This window comes from Actinopolymorpha sp. B9G3, from assembly GCF_040120725.1.
Classification (GTDB): Bacteria; Actinomycetota; Actinomycetes; order Propionibacteriales; family Actinopolymorphaceae; genus Thermasporomyces.
Genome location: NZ_JBEEAB010000012.1, coordinates 58,631 through 77,506 on the forward strand (window position 1 = coordinate 58,631; position 18,876 = coordinate 77,506).

An 18,876-nucleotide genomic window follows, 5' to 3' on the forward strand; every position below is an offset into this window, starting at 1 on the left:
CGTGCCCGGACCACGCGCGAACTCAGCCAGCTACGACATCGACCTGATGCGGCAGGATGCCAAACGTTGGGGAGACTCCGCCGATGTGCTCAAGAAGGCACAACAGGTGGCCAAGACTCTCGAACTCGACCGACACAGCTTCTCCGTTGTCGCCGAACATGTCACTGCTGCGCAAAGGTTCAAGGACATCAGCGCTACCTACAAGGCGCTGTTGGAAACGGTCATCCGCCTGCTCGGCGAGGGTCAGAGCTGCTTCGACACAATGGAGTCGCACCTCCTGACCGTGGCCCGCAACGTTGAGGTGAACGAGGACGTCAACCACGGAACCTCGACGCACATCGAGCGGTCCATAGATGGAGGGAAGTGAGATGAGCGGCAGCGCGAACACGGATTGGTTGGAGTCTCCGTGGGATGAACAGACACCCGAGGTAGTGAAGAAGGCGATCGAGTCGGGTCTCGAGAGCATCAGAAAGACCCTGGAGTCGCTGCACGGTCTCGATATCAGAACCCTTGCTGTCGGCGGAGGAGCCATGCTGCTAGGTGGCCCCATACTCGGTCCCCTCGTTGCCGGATCGGCTATAGCGCTCCTTCAGGATCGGTTCAACGACAACATCGGCGACGCTCTGGAAGTCCTTGACAACGAACGCCGCAGGATCCATGGCTACCTCGAAGGAGTTGGCAATCCTTGGAGACTCAATCATGCCGCTGGCACCTGGGGTTCGGGGATCGGTCTGCCGGTGAGCGAAGAAGCCGGGCGGTACGGCAACAGCCAGATGCTGTTGGTCGACTACTGGACGGGTGATGCCGAGAAGGCGTACGAGGATCTCCTGCCCGATCAGAAGGCCGCACTTTCCCACATCGCCCAGATCGCCAATGGCCTAAACCAACCGCTCACCGAATGCGCCAGTCACGTCACGCAATTCTGGGTGCGCATCGGCCTGACGATTGCGCGCACACTCGCGGACGTGGCAACGGCGCTGGACAACGCCGCGACGCCCGACATTCTCTCGGTGCCGGTCGAGGCCGCCGCTGCTCTGGTGAAGGGTGTTGCCGACGCCCTGGAGAACTTCCGCGAAATGATGGCAAACTTCATGAGCTCATTTGCAGAGGTCGAGGCCCTGTTGAACAACAGTGAGGCATTTCCCGGTGGTCACTGGCCGCGGTCTAAGGCGGTCATCGGCGACCCGACGCGCTGGGACAAGAAGGAGGCCTGATGTCCGATTCACGTACTCGCTCCGGCGGTGAATGGGGGCGGAGCAACACACCTCGCCAACCGGGTGTCGCGCAGCGGCCCCCGAACCCACGGAAAGCCAGCAAAGGTGTGCTGCTCGCGATCTTCTCGACTTCGATCATCGGGATTCCTGTGCTGCTCGGGCTGACCTACCTCTTGTCCAGCCGGTTCCTCACAACGGAACCTCCGACTCCGCCGCCTCCGCCGAGAGACCTGTGTGCGGCAGTCGGCAAGGAACGAATCGCCGAGTTGGTCCGTGAGCCGGTAGTCACCTCCGACCACTCGTCACGGGGCGATATTGTCGGGTGCAGCGCAGAAACCGATTCTGATGCATCGGGGTATGACGCACTCACGGTGCAGCTCAGCCGATCCGCGCCAATTGGTTCCAGGGCAGCGGAGGAAGTCGCCTCTCGGGGCATCGACGAAAGCTGCCAAGAGCTAGCCAAAACGAAGATGCCGCCGGGCGGCGCGAAGGTGCCGATGCCGGGTCTCGACACGGTAGGTGATAGGCGTTGCGCCTGGGCCGCCTACGGCGCATCCGAGAAGACAGGGAACCTGGAGATATACGCCGTGCGAGGGCCGGACATCCTGCATATCCGATACGACCCGTCCCAGACCGATGACACGACACCTCAGCGGCTGCTCGTGGCCTTCGCGCGCGACGTCCTTGCAAAGACCGATCCGGCCGGTCAGTAACCCTCCGACCTCCGGGCAGTACTCAACGACGCCGCCCTGGCGCATGAAGGCCACTGGCGTACGCACGATGCCGCCAACCAGCGCTGGATCGCGACCACGGCGGACCGGCGCAACTCCCCGGGCGTATCAGTCGGGAGGCGGCGGTCGCGGCCACGGTCGACACACTCACGGCGTAACCGGACTACTGCCCTTCATCGCGTCACCGGCGACCATGACGTGCCGGGTGCATCGCCGGAAGAACGGAATGCCGGTACGCATCGCGGTCTGCGTACTCGAACCGTCGTGGAAGAGGGACCGTTCACGCGCGCTGGACACCACCAGGTCGAACGGCGCGTGTGTGAAGTCGTAGAGGTAGAGCCTTCCGCCGGGACGCAGGACCCTGGCGAGCTCCGGCACCGCCACTTCCGGGTCGTCCCAGTGGTGCAGGCTGAAGGACGAGACAATCAGGTCGAAGGAGTCGTCCGGAAACTCGAGGCCGGTCACATCGCCGACCCGGGCGACGGCCCGGTCGCCGTAGTCCTGGAGATTGCGGTTGGCCGCCGTCACCATGTCGGCGGACAGGTCGATCCCGGTCAGCTCCACATCGGCGCGCCGCTTCGCGATCTCGACCAGGAGGACTCCGGGACCGGTGCCGACGTCGAGCACCGCGCCACCGTTCGGCATGGCGTCGGTGACGTCGTCGGCGATCCGGCGGTAGAGCCGCCGCAGCAACCGTCTGGCCACGACGTCGTAGATTCGGCTGTTCCGTCCATGGAACATCGCCGGCGTGTTCCCAGGATGGACGTGGCGGTGCGCCCGCATGGCGGCTCCTCTGAGTTGTGCGGTACAACTATAGAATCACGGTACGCCCAATAGTTGTAGAGAGCAACTCTTGCCGTGCCAGGCTCCGCATCGAGGAGGTGGCCCGCCCATGACCGACGACGCATCGGTACGCCTCCACGAAGCCCTGATGGAGCTGATCCAGGTCGCCGGCCTGCTTCAGCCGGACCAGACGTTGCCGGGTGAGTCGGTGTCCATGTCTCAGGCGTTCGCCCTGCACGAACTCGACGTCGCCGCGCCTTTGTCCCAACGTGATCTCGTCGAACGCCTCCGACTCGAGAAGAGCACCGTCAGCCGGATGGTCGCCGACCTCGAACGCAAGGCACTCCTCGTGCGCGAACGCGATCCCGACAACCGCCGTCTCTACCGGCTCCGGCTCACCGACCAGGGGCGAGCGGTCCACGCGCGCATGGGCCGCCACTTTCACCAGCACTACGTCCGGTGGGTCGCCGCGATGAGCCCGGCAGAGCGGGACGCCCTGCTGACCGGACTTCCTGCACTGGTCCGCGCGATCCGGCAGGACCTCACGGCCGACGACGACGCTCACGCCTGACCGTTGGGCTCATCCCGCCTGCATCATCGTGCGGGTCGACGAACCCGACCTTGCGCGAGCCCCGCGGATGTGCCGCCTCAGGCGTCGAGGAAGTACTGCTCCGGATTCGTCACACCCGGGTACGGAAAGTTGGCGGCGAAGAACGTCTCGGCCACCATGTTCCGGAAGTCGTTCTTCGCCACGCCGTATCCAGGTAAGGCCGTCGAGATGCCGATCATGTAGAACTCCCCCTTGGTGATGGCGAGGATCTCCTTCATCAGCGCCGCCCGCTGGTCCGCCGACGCCTCGGTCAACATCTCGTCGTACAACGCGAACTGCCGTCGCGTCGGCGCCGGAGGCCGCATGCCCGCCTCGCCTTTCGAGTGGTACCACTGTGCCCAACCCTCGGCGTATCCCGTGGTGTTTCCCCCGAGCGGTAGGTAGTACGCAGGCGTCCGCATGACGTCGAGGCCACCGTCACCGTCCCACACGGTGGCGTCGATCGCGTTGCTGGAAAGGCGTTCGTTGAACAACGTCAGGTCCTCGGGCTTGACGTTCGCCTCGATACCGACCTCTCGCCAGTGGCTGCGGACCATCTCCAGACTGTCGGCCAGGTGAGGCTTTCCGGCGCCGCTGCCGACCTGCACCGTGAACCTGATCGGCTCACCGTCCGGCCCGAGGCGCACGCCGTCGCCGTTGCGTTCGGCGAAGCCCGCCTTGTCGAGGTGCCGATTCGCCAGGTCGACGTCGTACTCGGTGTACTGCTTCGCCATCTCCTCGTCGTAGAACTCGCTCTCCGCCGTGGGCGCCACCTGCCACGGCTCACCCTGCCGCGCGTGCACGGCGCGGATGATCTCGTCGCGGTTGATGGCGTAGGAAAGTCCGATCCGAAAGTCCCTGCTCCCGAAGATCTTCCGCTTCACCGGATCGGGACAGGTGAGGTTCAGCATGATGGTCATCGTGTTGAGCTTGTCCGGTACGAGATCGAAGAAGCGGTATCCGGCGGACTCGCGGTCGCGCGCCAGTACCGGTTTGTTCTCCGTCGTCGTCACGTGCCGGTCGATCATGTCGATCTCGCCCTTGAGGACCTTGAGCAGCAGCACCTGCGCATCGCTCACGAGGTCGAACACCACCCCGTCGAGATACGGCAACTGGTTGCCTTCGTCGTCGGTCTTCCAGTAGTACGGGTTGCGGTCGAAGGTGATCCGGGTTCCCTTGCCCAGTGGGCCTTTCGGCAACCAGGCGTGCAGCCGCGGGACGTCGGGCGCCTGCCAGAGCCCACCGAAGGCGTCGCCTTCGGCCTGGACGAGGGCGAGCCAACTGTCGTAGCCCTTGGCCCTCGCGTCCGCGTCGGCGGTCGGGTTGTACTTCTTGTGGTACTTCTGGAAATAATGTCGCGGAATCCGGGTCAGGGCGTTCGAGGTCTCCGAGGCCAGGCGGTCGAGAAAGAGCCCGTTGGTCTCGGCGAATACGAACGCGACCGTCCGCTCGTCCACCTTTTCCACCTGCGCCGGCTTGTCGCCCGAGACGAACAGCGGCGGCGGCTCAGGACTGATCTCCTTGTCCAGAAGGACATCCTCATACGCGAAGACGATGTCGTCGACGGTGAAGGGCTTCCCGTCGGACCATTTCATGCCCTCGCGAAGCCGGAACTCGAAACGTGTGCCGTCCTCGTTGCTGGTGAACGACTCCGCGACATTGGGGATCACCTTCTTCCACGACAGATCCCACCGGACGAGATTTTCGTACGCCAGCGTGTAGCCCAGCCGGAAGGCGTCTCCCGGACCGATGAGGGCGTTGCGCCACTGGCCGCCGTAGGCGCCGATCCGCTCGACCGGCGCGACGACGAGTGGCTTGTCCGGCAGCCGCTCGCGCAGCGGCGGAAGCTTGCTCTGCTTGACGAGTTCGGCAAGCGAAGGAGCCTCTCCGGTGTTCTTGGCAGACGGCGGAGCCCCCTGATCCTCGCTTCCTGGGTCGAAGGAGAAGAAGCTGCATCCTGGTAGCGCGGCCGCGATCGAGAGCATGCCGCTGGTCATGAGTACCTGTCGTCGATCCATCCGTCGCGTCATCGCGGCGTCTCCCTCGCACAGCTCGGGACGAGTAGTGGGTAGGTGAGTCTGTGGTGCGGTGGTGCGGTGGTGCGGTGGTGCGGTGGTGCGGTGGTGCGGTTCCGGCTCGTTCAGCGGTTCGTCCTGAGCGACGGCACGCTGGCGGCCGACAGCAGGGTTCAGTAGCCGTGGACGTCGGGCCAGGCGATCTCGACACCGTGCTGCGCCAACACCCGCTGGTAGTCGGCCAGCCGTGTGTCGTCCGCGCGGACCTGGTGCGGTGTGACCCGATGCGTCAGGCAGTACGCGGCGAGCAGGCCGGCGGACTCGCCGATGTTCCACTCCGGCGGGTGCAACCGGTAGCAGCCGTTGGTGATGTGCGTCGTCCCGATGTTCTTGTTGGCGGGCAGCAGGTTGGTGACCCGCACGGGCAACAGCGCACCGAGCGGAATCTGGAACGGGCACGAGCCCACGTCGATGTAGTTGTCGCCGCCGGTCGACGGGTGCAGGTCGATCCGGTACGACCCGATGCCCACCGAGTCGGCGTACCGCTTGGCGCCCTGTTCACCACGCACGGCGAGGGAGACGTCCTGCTCGACGACGGTGTACTCCGCGACGATCCGGCGCGACTCCCGGATGTACGGCGCCATGGCCAGGCCATCGTGCGTCCCCATCACGTCCGGCCGCAGCCGCAGGCCCGGCAGCCCGGTCCCGCCGTCGAGCCGCGGCATCTCCGTCTGCAGCCAGTAGACGAACGATCGGCTCATCTCCCGGGCACCCTCGAGATGACGGGCCGCCTCCGCCTCGTCGACCAGACCGTCCACCGGGAACACCGACCCGCGTTCGTAGTCGATCATCGGCCAGTTGACCAGGCAGATGTCGCTCGCGAAGGCACCCGGCTCGAACTGGTGCCGGGCCAGGATCCGCCGGAACGTCCACAGGTCCTGGTCGCCGCGCCGTCCCTTGCCGGTCCCTGCGAGCGACGGATCGTCCTCTGGGTGCGGGATGACCGTGCGGTGCATCGGTTCCAGGGTCCGCGGGTTGGGGGCGACGAGCTCGAACATCCGCCCCGGCCAGTACGGCGGCTGGTAGTCCCGCCAGAACGCGTAGTTGTCGGGCTTGTCGATCGTGTGGTCAGCACCCGCCTCGTGGTCGAGGGCGAAGCACCACGAGACCGCCTGCATGTTGGCGGGCTGGCGTTCGCTGGGCGCGCTCGGCTCCCCGGTGTCGGCCTGGGACTCGAAGCCGGTCACGTACTCCGTACCCGTCAGCGGCAGCAGGTCGCCGGTCTCGGTGGCGTCGAGGATGTACAGCGCGGTCACCACGACGTCCTCGCCCGAGGTGGCGTCGCGCAACGTGACGCTCGTGACCTGAGAGCCGTCAGCGGTGGCCGCGACCGGGCGGTGGTGCAGGCGTACGTCGAGGCGGCCGGCGCTACGCGCGGGGGCCAGCATCGCCTCGAGGACGGCATGGCCCACACGAGGCTCCGCGCAGATCCGGCTGACCCGACCGTCGCCTGGATTGAGGTGGCGAGCCGCCCGGGCGGTCGACGTGAGCGGATACCACTGGCGGTAGTAGTCGCGGATGCCGTCGCGGAGCTGGCGGTAGCTCGCAGTACACCCGAACTGCTCGATCCACGGGTGCTCGTCGGGAGGCACGCCCTGGGAGGTGAGCTGGCCACCGACCCAGGAGGTCTCCTCCGACAGCAGCACGCGGTGCCCCGCACGGCTGGCGGCGAGCGCGGCCGCGACACCGCCAAGTCCCCCACCGATCACGGCGATGTCGGTCTCGATCTGCCTCATGGCTTGACCCCTCTCGTAGTGCCGGACTGCTGGCTCACTTGCGGCTCGGGCGCGGCCTCGGTGGCGAACTCGGGCGGGGACTCGGTGGCGGACCTGTGGTGGTGCCGGCCGCGAAGTCGCAGGGAAGGACGAGGCGCCGCCCGTCCGCACCATCCGCACCGGCGGCGCCCATCTCGGGCGAGTCGCTGAGCATCGCGCCGAGCATGCGTACGGCCGCGGCTCCCATTTCCAGCCGCGGGACGCGGAGTCCGCTCACGTCGGCGTCCGGTCGGAGCGGCGACGGGTCGACGAGCGTGACGAGCGAGAAGTCGTCGGGCGCGTGAAGTCCGACGGAGCTGGTGAGTTCGAGAAGCCGGCGCAGGATCGAGTCGTCCTCGGTGAGGAAGGCCGTGGCTCCGAGAGCACGCAGCCCATGCAGGTCGTCCACGCGAAGCGACCGCGCCGGGCTGACGTACAGCCGCGGATCGGGGTCGAGACCGTGCGCCGCAAGCGCCTGCCGGTAGCCCTCTTCCCGGTCCAGGACGTGCTCCGCGTCGAGCCCGGATCCGAGATACGCGATCGCATGGTGCCCCAGTGCGGCCAGCCGGCCGACCGCCTCGGCCGTGGGTGTGGTGTAGTCCGCGGCGACGTAGGCGACGTCACGTCCGGGAACGTCGCGCCGGCCGATGACGACGAAGGGGAAGTCCTCGCCCGCGAGCCGGTCGAGCTCGGAGCGGTCACGCTCGTAGCCGAGCAGGACACACCCGTCGGCCATCCGGAGCCGGTTGAAGTTGTCGCGATAGATGCGTCGGCGACCGTCAGGTCCGGCAGCACTCGTGAAGAGGATGAGGTCATACCCCTCCGCCTCGGCGGCGCGCTCGACCCCGACGAGGAACGGGTGGTAGAAGTCGGCGCTCTCCGCAGGAAAGACGGATTCGAACGTGAAGACGCCGAGTAGCCGGTTGCGCCCGCCCGCGAGGCTGCGGGCGGCGGGATTGCCGGCGTAGCCGAGCTCGGCCGCGGCGGCCAGTACGCGCTCCCGGGTCTCGGGCCGGATCGCGGCACCCCGTCCGGTCCGGCCGTTCAGGACCATCGAGACCGTGGCCTGCGAGACGCCGGCGGCGCGCGCGATGTCGCTCTGCCGGCGCCGTGGCGCGCCTCGGTCGTCCGCCACTGTCGAGCCTCCGCTTATGCGCATCAGCGTTCCTGCGTACAAGTACTTTTGCGCATAAGTACGGCGAGGGGAACCGGTCGCGGTCAAACAGTCCAGCCCCGGCCAACACCGTGCACCACCAGAAGCCGTGCACCACCAGAAGCCGTGCACCACCAGAAGCCGTGCACCACCAGAAGCCGTGCACCACCAGAAGGCCGCGCAGAGATTGCAGGATCGGGGTTGCGAAACCTCAGAAGCGGTAGGTCAGGATCAGCCCGAGGTCCCTCAGCACCCTGACGTGCCGCATCAGCCTGACGAGTGCCCGTGCGGGCAATGGCGCCCTCGTGAGCTCGGGCAGGCTCATGAAGTCCTGGGAGCCGACGAAGGACAGGCCCGGCACCCACCGCTCCAGTTCACGTGGGTCGTCGATTCCCCACCCGCCGGTCCTTGCGCCGGTCGCCTTGATCGCTCGCACATGTCCGCCGAACCGCGCGGCAAGGGAGTTCCACGAGTCGAAGACCAGATGCCCATGGGGAAAGCGTTCGACGATGCGCTGGACGAGCCGGATGAAGTCGTCCTTGTCGAGATACTGCATGAGCCCCTCGGCCACCACCAGAACCGCCTGATCGGCCGGGACCTCCTCCAGCCAGCCTTCGGCCGTCACCGAGGATCCGATCAGGTGATAGTGGTCGCGGTCGGGCACGAGCACACGGCGGAGCTCGACCACCTCGGGAAAGTCCACGTCGTACCACTCGAGGCGGGCGTCCGGGTCGAGCCGGAACGCCCGCGTGTCGAGCCCGCATGCCAGGTGCAGCACAGTCACACGGTCCTCGGTCGCGAGGGCTTGTGCCGCCACCCGGTCGACGTACTTGACCCGGACCGCGATGCTCATCGCGTCGTTGCGTGTCACGTTCAGCTTGCTGAAGTCGTAGTCGACCCGCCCGACGATCTCGTCGGCGAGCCGGTCCCCCAGGATCGGGTCCGCCGCGCGCGCATCGAGTGCACGGCCGTACAGCGTGGCGAGCATCGTCTCCGGCGCCCCGCTCAGTTCCACCTTGTGGCCCGCCATCGCACACTCTCCTCATCCGTTGTCGCCGGCGTACGAACGAAAGCGCCATCCCGCCGACCTGTCAGAGGTATCTCGCCATGGAGGACGAGATACCTCTGACAACTCACGCTCTCCCGGGCCGACGAGCGGCGCGCCGCCGGCGTCAGGTGATCGGGACGTCGCGCCGGCGGAAGCCGACCAGCCCGACCGCCACCAGCACGACCACGACACCTGCCAGCCACACGAAGGGTTCCGCCGTCACGTCACCCCCAGGCAGCTTGGGGAGGTGCGTGAACGGCGAGGCGTCGAGCAGCACCTGGTCGAGCTGCAGGAGCGCCCCCACCCAGCCCAGGAACAGGCACAGGCCGAACGCGGCCCAACTCGCGGCCGCGATCCTGGGCAGCAGGCCGAACAACGTGACGGCGACGGCTGCCAGCGTCCAGACCGCCGGCAACTGCACCATCGCGCCGGCGAACACCCGCGGCAGTTGACCACCGACATCGTCGGCGTTCAACCCGTGCACGAAGCCGGCGGCCAGTCCCGCCGCCGCGAGTGCGACAGTCGGCCCCAGGAGAGCGAAGACCAGATGGCTCGCCATCCACCTGACCCGGCCGACCGCCGTTCCGAGAACGGGTTCCAGCCGCAGGCTGGTCTCCTCCGCCCGCATCCGCAGGGTCGCCTGGATCGCGTAGGCCGAGGCGATCAGGCCGATGATGCCCAGCATCGCTGCGAGGGTCGCGTCGACGATGCCGGCCGAGCCGCCCATGCGGGCGAAGATCTCCTCCATCTCCCGGTTGCCCTTGAGCATGTCGCGGACGCCCCACGCCACGCCGCCGTAGACGAGGCCGAGCACCGTCAGCCCAGCTGTCCAGCTCACCAGCAGTCCGCGCTGCAGCCGCCAGGCGAGCCCGAGCGTGCCGCGCAGGCGCGGCGAAGCTGAGGCCGGACCGAGCCGCGGCGGAAGAACGCCGGCACCCACGTCCCGGCGGGCCGAGAGCAGGAACGCCGCAGTCACCAGGCCCAGCACGAGCACTCCGGCTGGAACGAGGATCCACCACCGCTCGTCGCCGTACGACCGGATCTGGTGCGCCCAGCCGATCGGCGAGAGACCGGACAGCCAGGAGGCGCCGTTGCCCTCACCGCCGATGTCGCCGGCCAGGCGCAGGACGAACGCCGCTCCGAGAACAGTCAGCGCGAGTCCTCTGGCAGCACCGGCCCCCTCGGTGAGCTGGGCGGCGACACCGCCGACGGCCGCGAACACCCAGCCGGCGAGCGCGAAGCTCAGACCGAAGGCGAACGACCCCGCCACCGGCAGGTCCTGGCCGATCATGCCGAGGGCGATCACCAGTGCCAGCACGAGGTTGGCGCCCAGCACGACGATCAGGGCCGCCGCGAGGTTGGCCTGTCGGCCGATCACGGTGGCGCCGAGCAGGTCCCGCCGCCCCGCCTCCTCCTCGGTTCGAGTGTGCCGGATCACCGTGAGCGCGCAGATCAGCGCGAGGATCACCGGGAACATCCCCATCCGTTGGGCGATCACCCCGCCGAGGCTCACGTCGTACAACGGCCCGTACAACGCGAGGAAGGCTGGATTGGTCCCGCTGGTGTCGGCGTACTGCTGGAGCTCGGCCTGCGTCGACACGAGCTCCCGAGTCGCCGCCACTCCGCTCACCGGGACCAGTGCCAGGACGAAGACCCAAAGCGGCAGCAGGACCCTGTCCCGCCGCAGGATCAGGCGGATCAGTCCGCCCGTCCCGACGAGGTTCTGGCCGACGGTCATCGGGTCACCTCCGACACCTGCGCGCCGTTCAGCTCGTCCTGGTAGTGGCGGAGGAACAGTGCTTCGAGGGTGGGCGGCTGGCTGGTGAGGCTGCGTACCCCCACGGCGGTGAGCTGGCGGAGCACGGCGTCGAGCTGCGCGGTGTCGACCTCGAACCGCACCCTCGTGCCGTCGACCTCCAGGTCGTGGACGCCGGCGAGGTCGCCGAGCCCGTTGGGCGTGCCCGCGAGGTCGGCGGCGATCGACGTACGAGTGAGGTGGCGCAGCTCGGACAGCGTGCCCGTCTCGACCGCGCGTCCCTGCCGGATGATCGTCACCCGGTCACACAGCGCCTCGACCTCGGCGAGGATGTGGCTGGACAGCAGGACGGTCCGGCCCCGCCGCTTCTCCTCCTCGATGCACTGCTGGAAGACCTCCTCCATCAGTGGGTCGAGGCCGGAGGTGGGCTCGTCCAACATGAGGAGCTCGACGTCGGAGGCGAGCGCCGCGACCAGCCCGACCTTCTGCCGGTTGCCTTTGGAGTACGTACGCCCCTTCTTGCGCGGGTCGAGGTCGAACCGCTCGAGCAGTTCACCCCGTCGCTTCTTGTCGAGCCCTCCGCGCAGCCGGCCGAGGAGGTCGATCACCTCGCCGCCGGTGAGGTTGGGCCAGAGGGTGACGTCGCCCGGCACGTACGCGAGGCGCCGGTGCAGCCTGGTCGCGTCCCGCCAGGGATCGCCGCCGAGCAGTTCGGCGCGGCCCGCGTCGGCCTGGAGCAGACCGAGCAGGACCCGGATGGTCGTGGTCTTGCCGGCGCCGTTGGGGCCGAGGAAGCCGTGAACCTCGCCGGTGCGTACGTTCAGCTCGAGGTCGTCGAGAGCGCGGGTACGGCCGAAGTTCTTGCACAGGCCGGACACCGCGATGGCCATGTCAGTCATCGAAGTCCTTGTTCGTGGTGGGCGCTTGTGGCGCGCGGAATGGCATCGGAAACAGCAGGCATGCCGAGCAGACTTCCTGCACGACAGGGGACGAGGACCACCTCTGCCGGGTGATCCGGGACTCCGCGACGGGAGTCCTCAGGGCGGCTCAGCCGAGCCGTGACTCACCGGCCTGGTGTCGGGGCGGATCCGAGTCCGCCTTGCGCGCGGCCATCTCCGATGACCGCATCCGCCCGTCGACGCCGCACGTGGCACGGACGGCGTCGTCCCGGATCGGATGCCGGACATGCGTGAGGGCATCGACAAACCACCGCTCTCGTGCGGCGACCTGGACTGCGCTCATCACGCCTCTCTCCATCACGTGCCCGCGCCGGCCCTCGAGGATCTCTCGGGTGGACAATTCCGGACGCGAGCATCTTGAAGCTACACTAGATTCACAACTTCGTGAAGCTTGTTACGTCGGTGATCTCAGCTCGCGAACGCGGTCAGACCAGCGGTCGGGTCCCCGGAGGTGGCGGTGACAGGAAAACAGCCGAAACGGGACGAGGATGCCGTACGCCGCTTCGTCGAGCACCTGGCGATGACCCTGGCCGACATGGGCGTACCCCGCATGCCAGGCCGGGTGCTCGCGGCGATGATGGCCGCTGACGAAGACTCCCTGACAGCCGCAGAACTCGCCGATCGCCTCGATGTGAGCCCGGCGGCGATCTCTGGCGCCGTCCGGTACCTCCTGCACCTCGGGTTGGCCGTTCGGGAACCGGTGCGTGGGACGCGTACGCACCACTACCGGCTGCCGAGCGATGTGTGGTACGAGTCCAGCATCAGCCGGAGAGGGATGGTCAAGACCGTCGCCGACCTGTCCGACGAGGGTGTCAAGGCACTCGGCGGTCCGGACACGCCGTCAGGGCGCCGGGTCGCGGAGATGGGGGCCTTCTATCGCTTCATCGAGTCGGAGATGGACAGCCTCTTCGAGAGGTGGCAGGCCGCCAAGGCCACCACACGCGACACCGCGTCCTCGTGACGGCGGCCAGCGCGGCACCAGATTCGCATGAGGGGACCCCTGCGCCAACAGGTACGCCAGACAAGGGACCCCTCACGCAATGCCAGGGCACCACGGTCAGGGCGAGCCGTCCCAGCGGGCGTTGGCCATGTCGACGCGATCGCTCCGCGGTCCACGAAACGGCGTACCTTCCGAACGCAACCGGCGTACCGACTCGCCGACGTGGCAGTCGGCGGGCCGGCCGTCGGCGCGGACCACCCGCCACCACGGCACGCCACCGCCGTAGTGCGACATCACCCAGCCGACCTGCCGCGGTCCGCCGGAACCGACGTACTCCGCGATGTCGCCGTACGCCATGACCCGGCCGGCCGGGATCCGCTCCACGACCGACAGCACCTGCTCGACGTACTCGTCGTCGCGCACGCCGCGCCCTGCCCCCTTCGTAGGAACGTGACTCAGTACGACGGCTTGTCCGGCTCGATCTGGTTGACCCACGCGGAGATCCCACCGGCGACGTGTACCGCGTCCGAGAAGCCCGCACCCTTCGCGGCCGCGAGCGCCTCGGCCGAACGCCCGCCGACCTTGCAGTGAAGGACGACCTGCTTGTCCTTCGGCAGCTTCTCGAACGCCTCGCCGGTCAGGAACTCGCCCTTGGGGATGAGCACGGCACCGTCGATGTTGACGATCTCGTACTCGTTGCGCTCACGGACGTCGACCAGCACGAAGTCGCGCTCACCTCGCGCCCGGGCGTCGAGCCAGTCCTTGAGTGTGCGTACGTCGATCGTGGAATCCACCGCAGCCTCCGCCGCCTCGTCTGAGATCACACCGCAGAACGCTTCGTAGTCAATCAGCTCGGTGACCGGCGCCGTCTCCGGATCGCGGTTGACCTTGAGCTCGCGCCAGGCCATCTCGAGCGCGTCGAAGATCAGCAGCCGGCCGACCAGCGGCTCGCCGATGCCGGTGATGAGCTTGATGGCTTCGTTGACCATGACCGAGCCGATCGATGCGCAGAGGACTCCGAGCACGCCGCCCTCGGCGCAGGACGGGACCATCCCCGGCGGCGGGGGCTCTGGGTAGAGGTCGCGGTAGTGCGGTCCGTGCTCCGCCCAGAACACGCTGACCTGGCCCTCGAAGCGGAAGATCGAGCCCCAGACGTACGGCTTGGAAAGGATCACGGCCGCGTCGTTGACGAGGTAGCGGGTGGCGAAGTTGTCGGTGCCGTCGAGGATGAGGTCGTAGCCGGCGAAGATGTCGAGGGCGTTGTCGGAGTCAAGGCGTACCTCGTGCAGGTTGACCTTGACGAAGGGGTTGATCTCGGCGATCGACTCCTTCGCCGACACCGCCTTGGACTTGCCCACGTCGCTCTGGCCGTGGATCACCTGACGCTGGAGGTTCGACTCGTCCACGGTGTCGAAGTCGACGATGCCGAGTGTGCCCACACCGGCCGCCGCGAGGTACAGCAGGGCCGGGCTGCCGAGGCCGCCGGCGCCGATGACGAGGACCTTCGCGTTCTTCAGCCGCTTCTGACCGTCCATGCCGACGTCGGGGATGATGATGTGCCGCGAGTATCGGCGTACCTCGTCGACGCTGAGGTCGGAAGCGGGGGCTACGAGCGGCGGCAGGGACACGACTGTCTCCTCGGGTGGTCGGGATCCTCTTCTGGCACCAACCTGCGCGTGCTCCCCCATGTTCCCGCACGCGGGTTCTCCCACTGTTCCCGCATGCGGTTCCCGAACCGGAGGGCGCCGTCGGGGGTCGGAGCCCCGCACCTCGTCCCGTGGGCGTGCGGGACCCCGGCGAATGACCACGCTGGGCATGCGTTCGGTAGCCGGGACTGCTGTCGATGCCTGGTCGAGTACCTCAGGCATGCTCAGCGTGGTCATTTGCCGGGTTCGTCCAGGAGGCCCGCGTCGTGGCATCCCCGGGCCTTCGGCGGGGCGTGGGCGCAGTCGGTACTTTCGGCTGACCGTCGTACGCCGAAACTCGACCAAGGTCGAGCCGGCCGGTCCCGTTGGCCGATATGCCGTCGATAGCAACATTTCTGCGGTCAGGAGCATGCCCGAGCCCGCGTCAGCGCCACCGCCCGCCTCCCGCGCCACCGCCAGCACCTGACCCACCACTGCCCGCGTCTGATGCGCGTCCACCGGCCGTGCCTGAAGGGCCCCCGTCGTCCGTGCCGGCGAAGGCGGCGACGACCGTCGCCCGTGGCGGCGTCCGTCCCCACGAACGGGCGCTCGCGCCCGACCTCGCACGCGGCCTCATGCTGCTCATGATCGTGATGTCCAACACGGGCTTCTATCTGTGGGCGGCTCCCCACGGCCCCTCGGGATGGCACCCGGTGGACGGGACGCTCGCGGACCGCGTCGCCCAGTTCCTGATGATCACGATGCTGGACCTGCGGATCTATCCGCTGTTCGCGTTCCTGTTCGGCTACGGGATGATGCAGCTCTTCCTGCGCCAGACCGTGGGCGGCACGTCCGAGCGGGCGGCCGTGGCGCTGCTGCGCAGACGGAGCCTGCTGTTGATCGTGTTCGGCTTCGTCCATGCCGCCCTGCTGATGGCCGGCGACATCATCGGTTCGTACGGCGTGATGAGCCTCCTGCTGGGCTGGCTGTTCCTGCGCCGCCGGGACCGCACGCTGCTGGTGTGGAGCGCGATCGCCGGGCTCGTCATGGTGGTGGTGACGGTCCCGCGGATCTGGGCGCTCGTCACCGGGGATCTCGCTCAGCCTGGCGTGCCCCCCACGGAGCCTGCCACCGAGGTGTACGCATCGGGCGAGTATGAGCCTCGTCCTGCTCGCGTTCTGGGCGGCGCGGCGGCGCATCCTGGAAGAACCACTGACGCTGGTCCGGGACGGCACGGGTCTCGCCGGTGGACTCGGATACATCGCGGCCATCGCCCTGGTCGCGCACGAGCTGTCCGTCCGCCGTCGGCGGCCGCGTGCCGTTGTCGCGGTGGCGGCCGTCGGCAGCCGGTCACTGTCCTGCTACCTGACCCACTCGCTGATCTTCTCGCCGCTGCTCGCCGCGTGGGGCCTCGGACTCGGCGCGGTGATGGAGAGCGCGACCAGGGCGGGCTTCGCCTGCTGCGTCTGGCTGGTCACCGTCGTCGGGGCGTACGCCCTGGAGCGGTCCGGCCGGCGCGGACCCGCGGAGTGGCTCCTGCGCCGACTCCTCTACGGCGCGAACCGAGCAACCGCGCAATGCGGGACTCCGCGACTCACTCGCCAGCGAGCTTGCGCATCTGCTCGAGGACGCTGGTGAGCTCGCCGTCCATCCGCATCGTGTCGCCCATCATCTCGTCGAGTGACTGCTGCAACTCGGCAACCTGCTCGCCGATCTCCTCCGGGTCCGGCCGGCCGTCCCCACCGAAGGTCTCGTCGAGGACTACCTGAATCTGCCCCTGCGCATCGGCCCGCGCGGCATTCACCAGTCGCAGGATCTCCGCGGCCAGGTCCTCCGAGGGCATGCGCATCACCCGAGGATCCAGCTTCAGCTCTTCGACACCGGTCGCTTCGTTGAACGACACGGAGATCCGCTCGTCCTCACTCGTCGCCGAGCCCGTCACCTCGCCGATCCGGCGCTGCAGCTCCTCCGCCTTCGCCAACTGCTCGCGTTGCGTGGCCATGATCTCTTCCGGACTCCGCAGCAGATCCCTGAGATCGAAGCTCTCCGATGTCATGCACTTGCCCCTCTACGCCCATAGCCGAGAACGCGAAGCCAGCCCCTGCCACGAGGGCGTGTATCCCGCTCGTCAGACACCGCTGAAGTTGCTGAGTCCCTTGAGGCCGGCCCGCTTGTACTTCTCGAGCATGTTGCCGACGATGTCCACCGCGGAGTCGCCGAGGTTCTGCCAGCCACCGCCCTCGATCTCACCGATCTTGTAACCGTCCACGGCAGCGGCGTTCAGTCCCATGACACCGACGAGACCCGCATGGGCCCAGCCCACCTTGATCATGATCTCGTCCATCACCCGGATGATGGTCTGCACGGTCTTGATCAACGGCCTGCCGAAGTTGCGGATGGTCATCGCCGCACCCTGGCCGAAAGGGATGGCCATCAGGATCCAGAACGTGATCGCCATCGCGGCGAGGGCCACCATGATCGCCATGGCGATCGTGAGCTGGAGGAACCGCAGCATCGCGACGACCCCGGTCATCGCCGCCGTAACGTAGCCGAGCTGGGCGGTGGCGAGAATGCCGGCGCGGTGGACGGTGAGGAGTCTTGCGAACTCTTCCTGGTCCGCTGCCTTCCAGTTCTGCTCGGTGATGCTGTCGCCGTGCTGCTGCAGTTCGTCGTAGAGCTGGCTGCCCAACTTGGCGGACTCGTGGATCATCGAGCACGCCTCCATCATCTTGGCGGTGTCGGTGCGGATGAGGGCCAAGCGCATCGGCACGCTGGTGAGGGAGTCGCTCGGCATCCAGTCGCTGACGATGCTCTCCGCCTTGCCGAAGCGGATCACCCGAGTCGTCCGCGTCGCGCGCTTCGAGACCTGACCGGAGATCCTTTGCAGGGCGCCCAGGAGAATCCCACTCTTGGCCGCCGAGACGGGCAGCAGCAACTCGGGGAACGCCGAGCAGGCGGCGAGCGAGGAGTAGAAGGCGATCTCGCCGAATTCCTTGCCGGGACCCACCGCACCGGCCATCGAGTCATACGAGTTGCTCATCCGCCATCCCTGATCGTGGAGTTCACTTCGGTCGCTTCCCAGTTCCTGGACGTCTTCTGGGCAGCATCATTGATCTCGGCCGAGATCTCCTGCTTGATCTGGAACGACTGCTCGACGTATTCAGAGCCGAAGAAGAACGACGCGACGACGAACATCCCTCCGCCCTGGCCGGCCGCCATCATGGCGTCCTGGGCGTCGGCCGCCAGCCGGCTCGCCTGCGGCATGGTGTCGTTGGCCGACCGTTCGATTCGCTTACCCAACTGGCTGACGTAGTCCCAGTCCACTGCCCTCGGTCCCATGGGAGCAGCGTACGGGTCCAGAACACTGCCGCGGGACGTGGTCGGCCCCCGTCTGTGGATAACTCGACGAACGCCACCACCGCCACGTCCGACGCGCTCATCAGGGAGCTCCGTCAGGTCACGCGCAACGGCGACCGGTCCTTTAGTGTGAACATGTGGACTACACGATTCTGCAGACGGCCGCGGACACCGACAGCGTGATCGACGCTCTCACCACGCTCGCGCCGGGCTGGTCGGATCGCACCGGCATCGAACACGCGCAGGGCTGGACCACGGTGCCAATGGAACCCCGTACTGCCAGCCAGTTCGCACCACTGCTCGCCAACCTGCTCGGGCGCGGCGTACTGGTCTGGACGGTCGACGCCGAGCACTGCCGGGTGTCCCTCCACCGTGCAAACGGCTCGGTGGTCGAAGCGGTCGATCGCCCGGACCAGGTGGACGAACTCGCGAGGGCGTTCCACGAGAGTCATCTCCTCGTTTCCGCTGAGGGTGAGAAGGACAAGACCCCGCTCGCCGCAACCGCCTCCGATCCGGCGCGGTCCCCTAACGACCGGCACCGGGCCTTCTCCGAGCTGCTCGGCGTACCGCATGTGGCGCCGACCCGGCCGCCTGCCCCGAACCCCACCGCGCCGTCGCTGACGAGCGCCAGCGCACCTCTGGGCACGGATCAGTTCCGGCGGCGTGAACGGATCAGGAGCACGCGGAGTTGGCTCCACCTCTTCTCGGGCCTGGGCGGTGTCGCCATCGTTCTGCTGGTGATTCAGGGACCGTGGCTGCTCATTCCCGTGTTCCTGGTCGTCATCGGCGTGCTGCAGGTGATCCGGTTCTGGATCGGCCGGTCCCTGCCTCCGGGTGACGCCAAGAGTCGCCCGGTCACGCTGGGATGAGGGACCCTGGCACAAGCCCGGTT

22 protein-coding genes are annotated in these 18,876 nt (G+C 67.6%); 8 read left to right on the forward strand and 14 right to left on the reverse strand.

Going from position 1 to position 18,876, the window contains the following annotated elements:
- The first annotated feature begins 1 nt into the window (after position 1).
- The 3 genes from ABNF93_RS20825 to ABNF93_RS20835 all read left to right on the forward strand — a co-directional run bounded on the left by ABNF93_RS20825 (position 2) and on the right by ABNF93_RS20835 (position 1,927).
- The gene (locus ABNF93_RS20825; protein WP_349329795.1) at positions 2–367 is read left to right on the forward strand and encodes a hypothetical protein; all 366 of its coding nucleotides are present in this window, start codon (positions 2–4) and stop codon (positions 365–367) included.
- Position 368: 1 nt separating this feature from the next.
- A complete protein-coding gene (locus tag ABNF93_RS20830; RefSeq protein ID WP_349329796.1) occupies positions 369–1,214 on the forward strand; it encodes a hypothetical protein in 846 nt (281 codons plus the stop codon).
- A 107-nt stretch (positions 1,215–1,321) separates the two neighbouring features.
- A complete protein-coding gene (locus tag ABNF93_RS20835; RefSeq protein WP_349329797.1) occupies positions 1,322–1,927 on the forward strand; it encodes a hypothetical protein in 606 nt (201 codons plus the stop codon).
- 165 nt (positions 1,928–2,092) lie between these two features.
- Here the strand turns inward: ABNF93_RS20835 and ABNF93_RS20840 are convergent, their stop codons facing one another.
- Positions 2,093–2,728 carry a class I SAM-dependent methyltransferase gene (locus ABNF93_RS20840; protein WP_349329798.1) on the reverse strand — a complete coding sequence of 212 codons (636 nt, stop codon included), beginning with the start codon at positions 2,726–2,728 and terminating at the stop codon, positions 2,093–2,095.
- Between the two features lie 109 nt (positions 2,729–2,837).
- Here ABNF93_RS20840 and ABNF93_RS20845 point away from each other — a divergent pair, with 109 nt between their 5' ends.
- Positions 2,838–3,299 carry a MarR family winged helix-turn-helix transcriptional regulator gene (locus ABNF93_RS20845; protein WP_349329799.1) on the forward strand — a complete coding sequence of 154 codons (462 nt, stop codon included), beginning with the start codon at positions 2,838–2,840 and terminating at the stop codon, positions 3,297–3,299.
- 77 nt (positions 3,300–3,376) lie between these two features.
- Here ABNF93_RS20845 and ABNF93_RS20850 read toward each other — a convergent pair whose 3' ends face one another.
- Complete coding sequence (locus ABNF93_RS20850) at positions 3,377–5,347, reverse strand: ABC transporter substrate-binding protein (protein WP_349329800.1); 1,971 nt, start codon at positions 5,345–5,347, stop codon at positions 3,377–3,379.
- Positions 5,348–5,389: 42 nt separating this feature from the next.
- Between ABNF93_RS20850 and ABNF93_RS20855 the strand changes: the two genes are divergently transcribed.
- A complete protein-coding gene (locus ABNF93_RS20855) occupies positions 5,390–5,512 on the forward strand; it encodes a hypothetical protein (protein WP_349329801.1) in 123 nt (40 codons plus the stop codon).
- Here ABNF93_RS20855 and ABNF93_RS20860 read toward each other — a convergent pair.
- The 6 genes from ABNF93_RS20860 to ABNF93_RS20885 form a co-directional block, all read right to left on the reverse strand.
- Positions 5,506–7,128: an FAD-dependent oxidoreductase gene (locus ABNF93_RS20860; RefSeq protein ID WP_349329802.1), complete on the reverse strand. Its 1,623-nt coding sequence runs from the start codon at positions 7,126–7,128 to the stop codon at positions 5,506–5,508. The two genes, ABNF93_RS20855 and ABNF93_RS20860, sit on opposite strands and share 7 nt — an antisense overlap.
- A gap of 34 nt (positions 7,129–7,162) precedes the next feature.
- Complete coding sequence (locus tag ABNF93_RS20865) at positions 7,163–8,281, reverse strand: LacI family DNA-binding transcriptional regulator (RefSeq protein ID WP_349329803.1); 1,119 nt, start codon at positions 8,279–8,281, stop codon at positions 7,163–7,165.
- Between the two features lie 229 nt (positions 8,282–8,510).
- A complete protein-coding gene (locus ABNF93_RS20870; protein ID WP_349329804.1) occupies positions 8,511–9,329 on the reverse strand; it encodes a class I SAM-dependent methyltransferase in 819 nt (272 codons plus the stop codon).
- Between the two features lie 142 nt (positions 9,330–9,471).
- A complete protein-coding gene (locus ABNF93_RS20875; RefSeq protein ID WP_349329805.1) occupies positions 9,472–11,085 on the reverse strand; it encodes an ABC transporter permease in 1,614 nt (537 codons plus the stop codon).
- Complete coding sequence (locus ABNF93_RS20880; RefSeq protein ID WP_349329806.1) at positions 11,082–12,002, reverse strand: ABC transporter ATP-binding protein; 921 nt, start codon at positions 12,000–12,002, stop codon at positions 11,082–11,084. Before ABNF93_RS20880 ends, ABNF93_RS20875 begins: the two co-directional genes overlap by 4 nt.
- Positions 12,003–12,150: 148 nt before the next feature.
- Positions 12,151–12,345, reverse strand: coding sequence for a hypothetical protein (locus tag ABNF93_RS20885; RefSeq protein WP_349329807.1), 195 nt, complete (start codon positions 12,343–12,345; stop codon positions 12,151–12,153).
- A gap of 174 nt (positions 12,346–12,519) precedes the next feature.
- Between ABNF93_RS20885 and ABNF93_RS20890 the strand changes: the two genes are divergently transcribed.
- Positions 12,520–13,023: a GbsR/MarR family transcriptional regulator gene (locus ABNF93_RS20890; RefSeq protein ID WP_349329808.1), complete on the forward strand. Its 504-nt coding sequence runs from the start codon at positions 12,520–12,522 to the stop codon at positions 13,021–13,023.
- Positions 13,024–13,119: 96 nt separating this feature from the next.
- Here the strand turns inward: ABNF93_RS20890 and ABNF93_RS20895 are convergent, their stop codons facing one another.
- From ABNF93_RS20895 to ABNF93_RS20905, 3 genes are all read right to left on the reverse strand, one after another.
- Entirely contained in the window at positions 13,120–13,425 is a 306-nt protein-coding gene (locus tag ABNF93_RS20895; RefSeq protein ID WP_349329809.1) for an MGMT family protein, read from the reverse strand.
- Between the two features lie 32 nt (positions 13,426–13,457).
- Entirely contained in the window at positions 13,458–14,630 is a 1,173-nt protein-coding gene (gene moeZ, locus ABNF93_RS20900) for an adenylyltransferase/sulfurtransferase MoeZ (protein ID WP_349329810.1), read from the reverse strand.
- Positions 14,631–15,432: 802 nt separating this feature from the next.
- Positions 15,433–15,714, reverse strand: coding sequence for a hypothetical protein (locus tag ABNF93_RS20905; protein ID WP_349329811.1), 282 nt, complete (start codon positions 15,712–15,714; stop codon positions 15,433–15,435).
- Positions 15,715–15,782: 68 nt separating this feature from the next.
- Here ABNF93_RS20905 and ABNF93_RS20910 point away from each other — a divergent pair, with 68 nt between their 5' ends.
- Positions 15,783–16,265, forward strand: a complete 483-nt coding sequence (locus ABNF93_RS20910; protein WP_349329812.1) for a DUF418 domain-containing protein — start codon at positions 15,783–15,785, stop codon at positions 16,263–16,265.
- Here the strand turns inward: ABNF93_RS20910 and ABNF93_RS20915 are convergent.
- From ABNF93_RS20915 to ABNF93_RS20925, 3 genes are all read right to left on the reverse strand, one after another.
- Positions 16,222–16,683, reverse strand: a complete 462-nt coding sequence (locus ABNF93_RS20915) for a YbaB/EbfC family nucleoid-associated protein (RefSeq protein ID WP_349329813.1) — start codon at positions 16,681–16,683, stop codon at positions 16,222–16,224. The genes ABNF93_RS20910 and ABNF93_RS20915 overlap by 44 nt on opposite strands.
- A gap of 72 nt (positions 16,684–16,755) precedes the next feature.
- Positions 16,756–17,667, reverse strand: coding sequence for a hypothetical protein (locus ABNF93_RS20920; protein ID WP_349329814.1), 912 nt, complete (start codon positions 17,665–17,667; stop codon positions 16,756–16,758).
- Positions 17,664–17,966, reverse strand: a complete 303-nt coding sequence (locus tag ABNF93_RS20925; RefSeq protein ID WP_349329815.1) for a hypothetical protein — start codon at positions 17,964–17,966, stop codon at positions 17,664–17,666. The genes ABNF93_RS20920 and ABNF93_RS20925 overlap by 4 nt, the downstream gene beginning before the upstream one ends.
- A 155-nt stretch (positions 17,967–18,121) precedes the next feature.
- Here ABNF93_RS20925 and ABNF93_RS20930 point away from each other — a divergent pair, with 155 nt between their 5' ends.
- On the forward strand, positions 18,122–18,853 hold the full coding sequence (locus tag ABNF93_RS20930) for a hypothetical protein (RefSeq protein WP_349329816.1): 732 nt from the start codon (positions 18,122–18,124) through the stop codon (positions 18,851–18,853).
- Positions 18,854–18,876 lie beyond the last annotated feature (23 nt).